10 protein-coding genes, 4 tRNA genes, 1 rRNA gene and 2 pseudogenes are annotated in these 12,453 nt (G+C 57.8%); all 17 read right to left on the bottom strand.

The features are described from left to right. Positions 1 to 44: 44 nt before the first annotated feature. The 17 genes and pseudogenes from rpoB to rrf all read right to left on the bottom strand — a co-directional run bounded on the left by rpoB (position 45) and on the right by rrf (position 12,163). Positions 45 to 4,118: a DNA-directed RNA polymerase subunit beta gene (rpoB, locus tag IX761_RS19545; protein WP_194791185.1), complete on the bottom strand. Its 4,074-nt coding sequence runs from the start codon at positions 4,116 to 4,118 to the stop codon at positions 45 to 47. A 218-nt stretch (positions 4,119 to 4,336) separates the two neighbouring features. After that, on the bottom strand, positions 4,337 to 4,702 hold the full coding sequence (gene rplL / locus IX761_RS19540; RefSeq protein WP_003255496.1) for a 50S ribosomal protein L7/L12: 366 nt from the start codon (positions 4,700 to 4,702) through the stop codon (positions 4,337 to 4,339). A 78-nt stretch (positions 4,703 to 4,780) separates the two neighbouring features. Further along, complete coding sequence (gene rplJ, locus IX761_RS19535; protein ID WP_008089133.1) at positions 4,781 to 5,281, bottom strand: 50S ribosomal protein L10; 501 nt, start codon at positions 5,279 to 5,281, stop codon at positions 4,781 to 4,783. Between the two features lie 197 nt (positions 5,282 to 5,478). Beyond that, positions 5,479 to 6,174 (bottom strand): 50S ribosomal protein L1, encoded by a 696-nt coding sequence (rplA, locus tag IX761_RS19530; protein WP_194791184.1) that lies wholly within the window; start codon positions 6,172 to 6,174, stop codon positions 5,479 to 5,481. Beyond that, positions 6,174 to 6,605, bottom strand: coding sequence for a 50S ribosomal protein L11 (gene rplK, locus IX761_RS19525; protein WP_166891829.1), 432 nt, complete (start codon positions 6,603 to 6,605; stop codon positions 6,174 to 6,176). The genes rplA and rplK overlap by 1 nt, the downstream gene beginning before the upstream one ends. Positions 6,606 to 6,724: 119 nt before the next feature. After that, positions 6,725 to 7,258: a transcription termination/antitermination protein NusG gene (gene nusG, locus IX761_RS19520; protein ID WP_110996446.1), complete on the bottom strand. Its 534-nt coding sequence runs from the start codon at positions 7,256 to 7,258 to the stop codon at positions 6,725 to 6,727. Positions 7,259 to 7,267: 9 nt separating this feature from the next. Continuing rightward, positions 7,268 to 7,636, bottom strand: a complete 369-nt coding sequence (secE, locus tag IX761_RS19515; protein ID WP_194791183.1) for a preprotein translocase subunit SecE — start codon at positions 7,634 to 7,636, stop codon at positions 7,268 to 7,270. A 44-nt stretch (positions 7,637 to 7,680) separates the two neighbouring features. Then, a tRNA-Trp gene (locus IX761_RS19510) sits at positions 7,681 to 7,756 on the bottom strand. 54 nt (positions 7,757 to 7,810) lie between these two features. Further along, positions 7,811 to 8,761: pseudogene (gene tuf, locus IX761_RS19505) on the bottom strand (elongation factor Tu); the annotation flags it as partial. Between the two features lie 10 nt (positions 8,762 to 8,771). Next, positions 8,772 to 9,158, bottom strand: a pseudogene (locus tag IX761_RS19500) (GTP-binding protein); the annotation flags it as partial. A gap of 80 nt (positions 9,159 to 9,238) precedes the next feature. After that, a tRNA-Thr gene (locus IX761_RS19495) sits at positions 9,239 to 9,314 on the bottom strand. A gap of 29 nt (positions 9,315 to 9,343) precedes the next feature. Then, positions 9,344 to 9,417 (bottom strand) — tRNA-Gly (locus tag IX761_RS19490). Positions 9,418 to 9,441: 24 nt separating this feature from the next. Then, a tRNA-Tyr gene (locus IX761_RS19485) sits at positions 9,442 to 9,525 on the bottom strand. 152 nt (positions 9,526 to 9,677) lie between these two features. After that, on the bottom strand, positions 9,678 to 10,103 hold the full coding sequence (locus IX761_RS19480) for a hypothetical protein (RefSeq protein WP_194791182.1): 426 nt from the start codon (positions 10,101 to 10,103) through the stop codon (positions 9,678 to 9,680). Positions 10,104 to 10,110: 7 nt separating this feature from the next. Then, positions 10,111 to 10,860: a pantothenate kinase gene (locus IX761_RS19475; protein ID WP_194791181.1), complete on the bottom strand. Its 750-nt coding sequence runs from the start codon at positions 10,858 to 10,860 to the stop codon at positions 10,111 to 10,113. Continuing rightward, positions 10,850 to 11,809, bottom strand: a complete 960-nt coding sequence (birA, locus tag IX761_RS19470; protein WP_194791180.1) for a bifunctional biotin--[acetyl-CoA-carboxylase] ligase/biotin operon repressor BirA — start codon at positions 11,807 to 11,809, stop codon at positions 10,850 to 10,852. Before birA ends, IX761_RS19475 begins: the two co-directional genes overlap by 11 nt. Before the next feature lie 238 nt (positions 11,810 to 12,047). Further along, a 5S ribosomal RNA gene (rrf, locus tag IX761_RS19465) occupies positions 12,048 to 12,163 on the bottom strand. Positions 12,164 to 12,453: the final 290 nt, after the last annotated feature.

Here is a 12,453-nt window from a genome sequence, read left to right as displayed (position 1 = left end):
CAGGGAGCGGGCATTACCTGCCCCACTCCCCTTCGCGTCACGTGTTATTCGGTTTCCAGATCGATATCGATACCGAGCGAACGGATCTCTTTGATCAACACGTTGAAGGACTCGGGCATGCCCGGCTCCATACGGTGATCGCCATCCACGATGTTCTTGTACATCTTGGTACGGCCGTTCACGTCGTCCGACTTCACTGTGAGCATTTCTTGCAGGGTGTATGCCGCGCCGTATGCTTCCAGCGCCCACACTTCCATTTCCCCGAAACGCTGACCACCGAACTGCGCCTTACCACCCAGCGGCTGCTGGGTAACCAGGCTGTAGGAACCAGTGGAACGCGCGTGCATCTTGTCGTCCACCAAGTGGTTCAGCTTGAGCATGTACATGTAACCGACGGTCACAGGACGCTCGAACTTGTTGCCGGTACGGCCGTCGAACAGCTGCATCTGGCCGCTTTCCGGCAGGTCTGCCAGTTTCAGCATGGCCTTGATTTCACGTTCCTTGGCACCGTCGAAGACTGGAGTGGCCATAGGCACGCCTTTCTTCAGGTTGTTTGCCAGGGCCATGATTTCTGCGTCGGTGAACTCTTCCAGGTTCTCCTGACGACCACCGATCTCGTTGTAGATCTCGGTGAGGAAGCCACGCAGTTCGGCAGCCTTGCGCTGTTCTTCGATCATGCGATCGATCTTCTCGCCCAGGCCCTTGGCCGCGAGGCCCAGGTGGGTTTCGAGGATCTGACCGACGTTCATACGCGAAGGTACGCCCAGCGGGTTGAGTACGACGTCGACCGGGGTACCGTTGGCGTCGTGCGGCATGTCTTCGACCGGCATGATCACCGAGACCACACCTTTGTTACCGTGACGACCGGCCATCTTGTCACCCGGCTGGATGCGACGGCGGATGGCCAGGTAGACCTTGACGATCTTCAGTACGCCCGGTGCCAGGTCATCGCCCTGCTGCAGCTTGCGCTTCTTGTCTTCGAACTTGTCGTCCAGCAGACGGCGACGGTCGACGATGTACTGCTGAGCCTTTTCCAGCTGCTCGTTCAGTGCATCTTCAGCCATGCGCAGCTTGAACCACTGGCCGTGCTCCAGACCGTTGAGCACGTCGTCGCTGATCACGGTGCCTTTCTTCAGGCCCGCACCACCGTCGACCACCTGGCCGTTCAGAGCCGAACGCAGACGCTCGAAGGTTGCGCCTTCGACGATGCGGAACTCTTCGTTGAGGTCCTTGCGGATCTCGTCCAGCTGCATCTTCTCGATGGCCAGGGCGCGGCTGTCGCGCTCGACGCCATCACGGGTGAAGACCTGTACGTCGATGACAGTACCCTTGGTACCGGTCGGTACGCGCAGGGAGGTGTCTTTGACGTCGCTGGCCTTCTCACCGAAGATCGCGCGCAGCAGTTTTTCTTCCGGCGTCAGCTGGGTCTCGCCTTTCGGGGTGACCTTGCCGACCAGGATGTCGCCGGCGCCGACTTCGGCACCTACGTAGACGATACCGGCTTCGTCCAGCTTGTTCAGCGCAGCTTCACCCACGTTCGGGATGTCCGCGGTGATTTCCTCTGGGCCAAGCTTGGTGTCACGGGCCACACAGGTCAGTTCCTGGATGTGGATCGTGGTGAAGCGGTCTTCCTGAACCACACGCTCGGACAGGCAGATGGAGTCTTCGAAGTTGAAGCCGTTCCACGCCATGAACGCGATGCGCATGTTCTGACCCAGTGCCAGTTCACCCATGTCGGTGGACGGGCCGTCGGCCATGATGTCGCCACGTGCGACCACGTCACCTTTGCTAACCAGCGGGCGCTGGTTGATGCAGGTGTTCTGGTTCGAACGGGTGTACTTGGTCAGGTTGTAGATGTCCACACCGGCTTCGCCGGTCTCGACTTCGTCGTCGGCTACGCGAACGACGATACGGCTGGCGTCGACCGAGTCGATCACACCACCGCGGCGAGCAACCACGCAGACACCGGAGTCACGGGCGACGTTGCGCTCCATGCCGGTACCTACCAGCGGCTTGTCGGCGCGCAGGGTCGGTACAGCCTGACGCTGCATGTTCGAACCCATCAATGCACGGTTGGCGTCGTCGTGCTCGAGGAACGGAATCAGCGACGCTGCAACCGAAACAACCTGCTTCGGCGAAACGTCCATCAGGGTGACGTCTTCCGGCGCCTTGACGGTGAATTCGTTCAGGTGACGAACGGCTACCAGCTCATCGATCAGCTGCTTCTTGTCGTTCATCGCGGCCGAAGCCTGGGCGATCACGTGATCGGCCTCTTCGATGGCGGACAGGAACACGATGTCGTCGCTGACCACGCCTTCCTTCACCACGCGGTACGGGCTTTCCAGGAAGCCGTACTGGTTGGTGCGGGCATAGGCTGCCAGGGAGTTGATCAGACCGATGTTCGGGCCTTCCGGCGTTTCGATCGGGCACACACGGCCGTAGTGGGTCGGGTGTACGTCACGGACTTCGAAGCCGGCGCGCTCACGGGTCAGACCACCAGGGCCGAGTGCGGAGACGCGGCGCTTGTGGGTGATCTCGGAGAGCGGGTTGTTCTGGTCCATGAACTGCGAGAGCTGGCTGGAACCGAAGAACTCTTTCACCGCCGCCGCAACCGGCTTGGCGTTGATCAGGTCCTGCGGCATCAGGCCTTCGCTTTCGGCCATCGACAGACGCTCTTTGACCGCGCGCTCTACACGCACCAGGCCAACACGGAACTGGTTCTCGGCCATCTCGCCGACGCAACGGACGCGACGGTTACCCAGGTGGTCGATGTCGTCGACGATGCCTTTGCCGTTACGGATATCGACCAGGGTCTTGAGGACCTCGACGATATCTTCCTTGCTCAGCACGCCCGAACCTTCGATCTCGGTGCGACCGATACGACGGTTGAACTTCATGCGGCCAACGGCGGACAGGTCGTAACGCTCGGCGCTGAAGAACAGGTTGTTGAACAGGGTCTCGGCGGCGTCCTTGGTTGGCGGCTCGCCTGGACGCATCATGCGGTAGATCTCGACCAGGGCTTCCAGCTGGTTGCTGGTGGTGTCGATCTTCAGGGTGTCCGAGATGAACGGACCGCAGTCGATGTCGTTGGTGTACAGCGTTTCGATGCGAACGACCTGAGCCTTGGCGATCTTGACCAGCAAGTCGGTGGTCAGCTCGGTGTTGCACTCGGCCAGGATCTCGCCGGTGGCTGGGTGCACGATCGCCTTGGCAGTGGTGCGGCCCAGCATGTACTCCAGCGGCACGTCCAGCTCTTTCACACCAGCCTTTTCCAGCTGGTTGATGTGGCGCGCGGTGATGCGACGGCCTTGCTCGACGATGACCTTGCCGCTGCCGTCATGGATGTCCATGACCGCGACTTCACCACGCAGACGCTGCGGCACCAGCTCCAGGCTCAGTTTTTCGCCGGAGATGTGGAAGACGTTGGTGGTGTAGAAGGTGTTGAGCACTTCTTCAGTGCTGTAACCCAGGGCGCGCAGCAGTACCGAGGCCGGCAGTTTGCGGCGACGGTCGATACGCACGAACACGCAGTCTTTCGGGTCGAACTCGAAGTCCAGCCACGAACCGCGGTAAGGGATGATGCGCGCGGAGTACAGCAGCTTGCCCGAGCTGTGGGTCTTGCCACGGTCGTGGTCGAAGAACACACCTGGCGAACGGTGCAGCTGGGAGACGATCACACGCTCGGTACCGTTGATAACGAAGGTACCGTTCTCAGTCATCAGGGGGATTTCACCCATGTAGACTTCTTGCTCTTTGATGTCCTTGATCGCTTTGTTCGACGATTCCTTGTCGAAGATGATCAGGCGCACCTTCACACGCAGCGGGACCGCGAAGGTCACACCACGCAGGACACATTCCTTCACATCGAAGGCCGGCTCGCCCAGGCGGTAGCCGACGTACTCCAGGGCAGCATTGCCGGAGTAGCTGATGATCGGGAATACCGATTTGAAGGCCGCATGCAGGCCGATGTCGCGGAACTGGTCCTTGGATGCTCCGGCCTGCAGGAATTCGCGATACGAATCCAGCTGGATAGCCAGGAGGTAAGGCACGTCCATGACGTCCGGCAACTTGCTAAAGTCCTTGCGGATACGTTTTTTCTCAGTGTATGAGTAAGCCATCAGCATTCCCCAGCTTGGTCACCTGCTTGTTTGGCATCTCCCGGCGGGAGCAGCCAGAAAATCGTGCAAACCCCATGGTTTGCGCCACCCTTATGGTGGTTGCCGCTCGTTATCGGGGCCGACCTGGTCGGCCGCCAATAACGGAAAAAGGCCGGTGGCATAAGCCACCAGCCATCAGCCTTTCGCTTAACGCTCAGGCTGGCATCGCAAAGTCGAAATTACTTCAGCTCGACTTTAGCGCCTGCTTCTTCCAGCTTCTTCTTAGCGTCTTCAGCGGCTTCTTTCGAAACGCCTTCAGCTACAACCTGAGGAGCGCCGTCGACTTTCTCTTTGGCTTCTTTCAGGCCCAGACCGGTCAGTTCGCGAACGGCTTTGATCACGTTCACTTTCTTGTCGCCAGCTTCAACCAGGACAACGTTGAACTCGGTCTGCTCTTCAACAACGGCAGCAGCAGCAGCTGGGCCAGCAGCGGCAACAGCAGCGGTAACGCCGAAGGTTTCTTCCATAGCTTTGATCAGCTCAACAACTTCCAGAACGGTTTTCTGGCCGATTGCTTCGATGATTTGCTCGTTAGTCAGGGACATGACTTAAATCCTGTATTGGGGTGACAGCCTACGCAGCCATCAAATTAAACATATGATTTTGAAAGAGGTTACGCGGCCTTAGGCAGCAGCAGCTTCTTTCTGGTCGCGAACGGCCGCCAGAGTACGAGCCAGCTTGCTGGTAGCGCCTTGAATAACGCTCATCAGACGTGCGATAGCTTCGTCACGGGTCGGCAAGGTAGCCAGTACATCGATCTGGTTGGCGGCAATGAAATTGCCGTCAAACGCAGCTGCCTTGATCTCGAACTTGTCCTGACCCTTGGCGAACTCCTTGAACAGACGAGCAGCAGCGCCCGGGTGTTCGTTGGAGAAAGCAATCAGGGTCGGGCCTTTGAACGCGTCGTTGAGGATCGAAAATTCGGTGCCTTCAACAGCGCGCTTGAGCAGGGTGTTACGTACGACACGCACGTATACGCCAGCTTCGCGGGCCTCTTTACGGAGTCCGGTCATTGCGCTTACAGTCACACCACGGGCATCAGCCACGACAGCGGACAGAGCGACTTTGGCAGCCTCGTTGACTTCAGCGACGATGGCCTTCTTGTCTTCGAGTTTAATTGCCACGGGTTTACTCCTGGTTTCTACCGTTTCATCTGGCCGAGGCCGGATGTCGTTTTGGTGTCTGATTCGTAAACGAATCGGGAGCACCATCTGCGTAGGCTGTTGGTTTAAGGCTTGCGCCGCCTACGGTCTTGGATAGCCCCCGCCAGGCAGGGACCCCAATTTTTGCTGGCGGCGCGACAGGTCGCGCCGCCATGTTCTTACACGTTCAGCGAGCTCTGATCGATGATCAGACCTGGGCCCATGGTGGTGCTCAGGGTAACGCGCTTGACGTAGATACCTTTCGAAGAAGCCGGCTTGATACGCTTCAGATCAGCGATCAGGGCCTCAACGTTTTCCTTCAGCTTGCCAGCTTCGAAGCCGACTTTGCCAACGGAGGTGTGGATGATACCGTTTTTGTCGGTACGGTAGCGAACCTGACCAGCCTTGGCGTTTTTCACGGCAGTGGCTACGTCTGGGGTTACGGTACCGACTTTCGGGTTAGGCATCAGGCCGCGAGGACCCAGGACCTGACCCAGCTGACCCACAACGCGCATGGCATCAGGCGATGCGATGACGACGTCATAGTTCAGGTCGCCGCCTTTCATTTCGGCGGCCAGATCGTCCATACCTACGCGGTCAGCGCCGGCAGCCAGAGCGGCTTCAGCAGCTGGACCCTGGGTGAAGACAGCAACGCGAACGGTCTTGCCAGTGCCGTGCGGCAGCACGGTAGCGCTACGAACGACCTGGTCGGATTTACGCGGGTCAACACCGAGGTTAACGGCGATGTCGTAGGATTCTACGAACTTGGCAGTCGGCAGCGAAGCCAGCAGGGCTGCAGCTTCTTCGAAGTTGTAGGCCTTGCCTGCTTCGATTTTTTCGGCGATAGCCTTTTGGCGCTTGGTCAGCTTAGCCATTACACACCCTCCACGTTCAGGCCCATGCTACGGGCGGAGCCGGCGATGGTGCGTACAGCAGCGTCCAGGTCAGCGGCAGTCAGATCGGCTTGTTTAGCCTTGGCGATCTCTTCCAGCTGAGCACGGGTAACGGTACCGACCTTGACGGTGTTCGGGCGAGCCGAACCGCTGGTCAGGCCAGCAGCTTTCTTCAGCAGAACCGAGGCAGGGGTGCTCTTGGTCTCGAAGGTGAAGCTACGGTCACTGTAGACAGTGATGATCACTGGAGTCGGCAGACCTGGCTCTTGACCCTGAGTACGGGCGTTGAAGGCCTTGCAGAATTCCATGATGTTCACACCGTGTTGGCCCAGTGCTGGACCAACGGGTGGGCTTGGGTTGGCCTGGCCGGCCTTTACTTGCAGCTTGATGTAAGCCTGAATCTTCTTAGCCATGAGCTACTCCAAAATCGGGTACGAACGCCAGATGGCTCCCCGGATGACTTGCGTTTTATCCCAGTGACGACAAAACCCCGCAGCACATAGGGCTGCGGGGTATGGGATGCTTCGTTCGGCTAGACCTTCTCGACCTGGCTGAACTCGAGCTCCACCGGAGTAGAGCGACCGAAAATGAGCACTGCAACCTGCAGACGGCTCTTTTCGTAGTTAACTTCTTCGACACTGCCATTGAAGTCAGCGAACGGACCGTCAATGACGCGAACCACTTCACCGGGCTCGAACAGCGTCTTCGGCTTCGGCTTGTCGCTGCCGTCGGCTACGCGACGCAGGATGGCCTCAGCTTCTTTATCAGTGATCGGCGCAGGCTTGTCTGCGGTACCACCGATGAAACCCATGACCCGAGGGGTATCCTTGACAAGGTGCCAAGTCCCTTCGTTCATTTCCATCTGAACCAGCACATAGCCAGGGAAGAACTTGCGCTCACTTTTGCGCTTCTGGCCGTTACGCATTTCAACGACTTCTTCGGTCGGGACCAAGATCTCGCCGAACTCGTCTTCCATGCCTGCCAGCTTGACGCGCTCAACCAGGGAGCGCATCACATGCTTCTCGTAACCCGAGTAAGCATGCACTACGTACCAACGCTTAGCCACGGGACACCCTTAGCCAACAATCAAGGAGACCGCCCAGCCGAGCAGGGAATCAAGACCCCACAGCAGCAGTGCCATAACCAAAACAACAGCCACGACAATCAGCGTGGTCTGCGTGGTTTCCTGGCGGGTCGGCCACACGACTTTACGGATCTCGGTACGAGCTTCCTTCGCCAACGCAAAAAACGACCTGCCCTTCGCAGTCTGCAGAGCAACGAAGCCTGCAACCGCAGCCAGAGCAAGAAGTGCGAGAACGCGATACAGGATCGGAGATGCCGAGTAGTACTGATTACCCACGACAGCAACAACCACCAAAGCTACGACAGCCAGCCACTTGAACAGATCAAAACGCGATTCTTGGGCTTCAGTTTTGGGGGTCATCAAGGAGGATCCTGTAAGAAGAAAGCCAATCACACCGAGGTGAATGGCAGGTCAGGAGGGAATCGAACCCCCAACCTACGGTTTTGGAGACCGTCGCTCTGCCAATTGAGCTACTGACCTGTAACGCTGTATCAGGCCGGCCATTATACCGGCCTGATCAAGTAAATCAACTACTTATTCGATAATTTTTGCTACGACGCCGGCGCCGACGGTACGACCGCCTTCACGGATGGCGAAACGCAGACCGTCTTCCATTGCGATGGTCTTGATCAGGGTGACAGTCATCTGGATGTTGTCGCCTGGCATTACCATTTCAACGCCTTCCGGCAGTTCGCAGTTACCGGTCACGTCAGTGGTACGGAAGTAGAACTGAGGACGGTAGCCTTTGAAGAACGGAGTGTGACGACCGCCTTCTTCCTTCGACAGGACGTAGACTTCTGCGGTGAACTTGGTGTGCGGCTTGACCGAACCTGGCTTGACCAGAACCTGGCCACGCTCAACGTCGTCACGCTTGGTACCACGCAGCAGGACGCCGCAGTTCTCGCCAGCACGACCTTCGTCCAGCAGCTTGCGGAACATCTCAACGCCGGTGCAGGTGGTGGTGGTGGTGTCACGCAGACCAACGATTTCCAGCGGGTCTTGAACGCGGACGATACCACGCTCGATACGGCCGGTAACAACGGTACCACGACCCGAGATCGAGAATACGTCTTCGATCGGCATCAGGAACGGCTGGTCGATGGCACGAACTGGCTCAGGGATGTAGGCATCCAGAGTTTCTACCAGCTTCTTGACAGCGGTAGTGCCCATTTCGTTGTCGTCTTTACCTTCCAGCGCCATACGAGCCGAACCGATGATGATCGGGGTGTCGTCGCCTGGGAAGTCGTAGGTGGACAGCAGGTCGCGAACTTCCATCTCGACCAGTTCCAGCAGCTCAGCGTCGTCTACCAGGTCAGCCTTGTTCAGGAAGACCACGATGTACGGAACGCCAACCTGACGGGACAGCAGGATGTGCTCACGGGTTTGTGGCATCGGACCATCGGCGGCCGAGCAAACCAGGATCGCGCCGTCCATCTGGGCAGCACCGGTGATCATGTTCTTCACGTAGTCAGCGTGACCTGGGCACCACGATGTACGGAACGCCAACCTGACGGGACAGCAGGATGTGCTCACGGGTTTGTGGCATCGGACCATCGGCGGCCGAGCAAACCAGGATCGCGCCGTCCATCTGGGCAGCACCGGTGATCATGTTCTTCACGTAGTCAGCGTGACCTGGGCAGTCAACGTGAGCGTAGTGACGAATGTTCGAGTTGTACTCGACGTGCGCGGTGTTGATGGTGATACCACGTGCTTTTTCTTCCGGAGCCGAGTCGATCTTGTCGAACTCAACGACGGCCGAACCGAAAACTTCGGAGCAGACGCGAGTCAGCGCTGCAGTCAGAGTGGTCTTACCGTGGTCAACGTGGCCGATAGTGCCAACGTTCACGTGAGGTAGGGAACGATCAAACTTTTCCTTAGCCATCGATACAATCCTCCGCAGAAGAAAATAGTCACACCGCTGATAAAACAAAGGCAGATATTTTCATATCTGCCTTGTTTATATGGAGCTCTTGAGCGGACTTGAACCGCTGACCTCACCCTTACCAAGGGTGTGCTCTACCAACTGAGCTACAAGAGCGAAACACATTGCGCAAAACCCTGCAAACTTGGAGCGGGTAGCGGGAATCGAACCCGCATCATCAGCTTGGAAGGCTGAGGTTCTACCACTAAACTATACCCGCGGAGCTTGCGGCTCTCGCTAAAACTGGTGGAGGGAGAAGGATTCGAACCTTCGAAGCTCTCGCAACGGATTTACAGTCCGTCCCCTTTGACCGCTCGGGAATCCCTCCAGATGTGGCCGGCATTCTATTCAGATGCCGCCTCAGTGTCAAGCTTTTTTTCAAATTTTTTCAATCAAATCTGAAACTTAGCCACTTTGACACCGCTTCCAGCTCTGCCACCTGAGTGGCGTTCCCTGTGAAGCGGGCGCCATTCTATCAAGCTATTCAGCAGTTGCAATACCCTCGCACAAAATTATTTTGTGTTTTAAGTCTTTGAAATCCTTGGAAAGAACCGAGAGCACGGATTGATCCAGCAAACGCTCGCTTTCAGGAGCGACCTTGAGCCAGAAACCATCGGCACCCGGCAGCTGCCCCGTAATAGGCGTGGCAGTGATATCGAGCGTCAGCAGGCGCTGACGCAGGGCGTCGAGCTGTTCTCGCTGCGGGACACCCCCGACCACCAGGCACTCATCCCGACGCCTCGCCGGTGCGGAAACCCCGGTTTCACGCAACAGGCGAATCTCTTGCTGGCTACCTTTATACAAGGAAAGTGGCGCGACCTCCTTGGCCTTGAGAGGAGCTTCCTGCTGATGCCACACGTAATAGAAGACGTTCAGCACGATCAGTAGCAGAAACAACCAGCGCATACACACCTCAACTCAGGGGGCAGGCCATGGCCAAGCCAACGAATACCAGGTCTGGCACGATACGCGCCTGCGGAGCAGCCTCACGCACCAATGGCGCATCGCCGCCGGTGAGGAAGACCGTAAAGTCATCGCCCCACAACGCCTTCGCCTGCTCGACCTGGGTACGAGCAAAACCCTGGAGCATCAGCACACAACCCCGCTCCACCGCTTCGACGGTAGAGCGCCCAGGAGCAAGACTGCTCAAGGCGCGCTCGGCAGAGGCATCGTCGTAACGGATGCGCCGGGTATGCGTACGCAACTGGCTGCGCATCAACGGCATACCCGGGCAAATGTACCCACCCAGGTGTTTACCATTGGCAGCCACGAAGTCAGCTTTGGCTGCGGTGCCAAGATCAATGACGAGACACGCACCTTTTGCCAAGTGATAGGCACCCAGCGCACCTAGCCAACGGTCCATGCCCAGGCGCTGGAAGTCCTCGTAGCCATTACTTACTCCGGCCATCTCATGCGCCGGCTGAGCAACCATTACCTTGATCGCGAAGGCCTGCTCAAGCTGGGAGCAAAGCGCTGCTGTTTCTTCCTCGCTGCGAACGCTGACCATCCGGCACCCTGCAAGACGCAGCGATGGCAGCGAAGCGACGGCAGCGAGCAGAGACTGGTCGGAGTCGACGATACCGCCTCCCGTAATCGCAGCATCAGCAGCGTGGATAACACGCCATTTGATAAAGCTGTTACCGCAATCGAGCTCAAGAATCATTACGCAACCTCAAACTGAGCTCACCACCGCTGAAGCTCTTCTCCACACCATCAACCTCAAGGCGCAACCCACCCTGACCATCCACACCCAGCGCGACGCCATCGATACGAGTAGTACCGGCAACAAGCGATACCTTCCGCCCCTGCCACAGATGCGCCTGCTCCCATTCTTCCTGGAAAGCGGCGAAGCCATAACGTCGGTGGCGCGCCAGTTCATGCTGCAGCTGCTGACTGAGCAGCGCTACTAGCTGATTACGGTCGACGACCCGCCCAGTTTCACTGCGCATGGACGTCCACTGCTGGTCGATCTGGTCGCTGGACTGCATGTTCACGTTGATGCCTATCCCTAGCACCACATGACACACATCCGCAGGGTCACCCACCAGTTCCAACAGGATGCCGGTGATCTTTCGGCCGCCGGCCAGGACATCGTTCGGCCATTTGAGCCCGACATCTGCAAGACCGAAAGCCTGCAGGGTGCGCATCACTGCCAGCCCCACGACCAGGCTCAGGCCTTCAAGCTGACGCATACCGCCATCGATGCGCAGCACCAGGCTGTAATAGAGATTCTCCGCGAACGGGCTGACCCACTCACGCCCACGCCGGCCCCGCCCTGCGCTCTGGCGCTCTGCGAGAACCAGGAAAGGAGCGGCCTGCCCTTTTCCGGCAAGCCTCAACCCCTCAGCGTTGGTTGAATCGATCTCTTCATGGATGAAGACAGGCCACTGCGCGCCCTGCGAGAAAGCGGCGATCGCGTGTGATTCCAGCAAATTCAGCGGCACTGCCAGCTGATAGCCACGCCCACGGACCTTGTGAATAGTCAGATTCAGTTCGCTCTCAAGGTGCTGCAGCTGCTTCCATACGGCGCTGCGACTCACTCCAAGGGCGGCCCCCAGAGCTTCTCCGGAATGGAACCGGCCATCCTTGAGGAGATTCAACAACTTCAGCATGCCAGTCTCGACTTGGAATTAGGCTGGCATGATAGCCACGCCTCGAGAGCTTGCATAGGAAAAGGGCTACCGTTCAACCCGCAGGAGCCAGCCTTGCTGGCGAAGCGGGGTGCGCGGGGTTGGCAGCGGCGCTACCGGTGTTCGCCAGCAAGCCGGCGCCTACGGGAAGGCAGGATTTTTTACCGCACAAAGACAAAACCCCTACCTGCATGTGCAGATAGGGGTTTTGCGAAATGAATCTTGACGATGACCTACTCTCACATGGGGAAACCCCACACTACCATCGGCGATGCATCGTTTCACTACTGAGTTCGGGATGGGATCAGGTGGTTCCAATGCTCTATGGTCGTCAAGAAATTCGGTTGCCGGTCTGTCTTTGCAGACAACCCAGCCAATTCGGATATGTGATCTTGTGAAGTTGCGAACTTTCGGGTCTTTCGTCTTCACCACCACAATCTGCAGTTGCAAATTGCTTGGGTGTTATATGGTCAAGCCTCACGGGCAATTAGTAGCAGACAACCCAGCCAATTCGGATATGTGATCTTGTGAAGTTGCGAACTTTCGGGTCTTTCGTCTTCACCACCACAATCTGCAGTTGCAAATTGCTTGGGTGTTATATGGTCAAGCCTCACGGGCAATTAGTA

This window comes from Pseudomonas sp. UFMG81 (assembly GCF_015354575.1).
Taxonomy (GTDB): Bacteria; Pseudomonadota; Gammaproteobacteria; order Pseudomonadales; family Pseudomonadaceae; genus Aquipseudomonas.
The sequence above is the reverse complement of the archived record's forward strand: the minus strand, read 5'-3'. Positions and strand labels throughout refer to the sequence as shown.

Coding starts and splice junctions, on each gene's coding strand:
- rpoB (WP_194791185.1), bottom strand. CDS start 4,118: ATGGCTTACTCATACACTGAGAAAAAACGTATCCGCAAGGACTTTAGC.
- rplL (WP_003255496.1), bottom strand. CDS start 4,702: ATGTCCCTGACTAACGAGCAAATCATCGAAGCAATCGGCCAGAAAACC.
- rplA (WP_194791184.1), bottom strand. CDS start 6,174: ATGGCTAAGCTGACCAAGCGCCAAAAGGCTATCGCCGAAAAAATCGAA.
- rplK (WP_166891829.1), bottom strand. CDS start 6,605: ATGGCTAAGAAGATTCAGGCTTACATCAAGCTGCAAGTAAAGGCCGGC.
- secE (WP_194791183.1), bottom strand. CDS start 7,636: ATGACCCCCAAAACTGAAGCCCAAGAATCGCGTTTTGATCTGTTCAAG.
- IX761_RS19480 (WP_194791182.1), bottom strand. CDS start 10,103: ATGCGCTGGTTGTTTCTGCTACTGATCGTGCTGAACGTCTTCTATTAC.
- IX761_RS19475 (WP_194791181.1), bottom strand. CDS start 10,860: ATGATTCTTGAGCTCGATTGCGGTAACAGCTTTATCAAATGGCGTGTT.
- birA (WP_194791180.1), bottom strand. CDS start 11,809: ATGCTGAAGTTGTTGAATCTCCTCAAGGATGGCCGGTTCCATTCCGGA.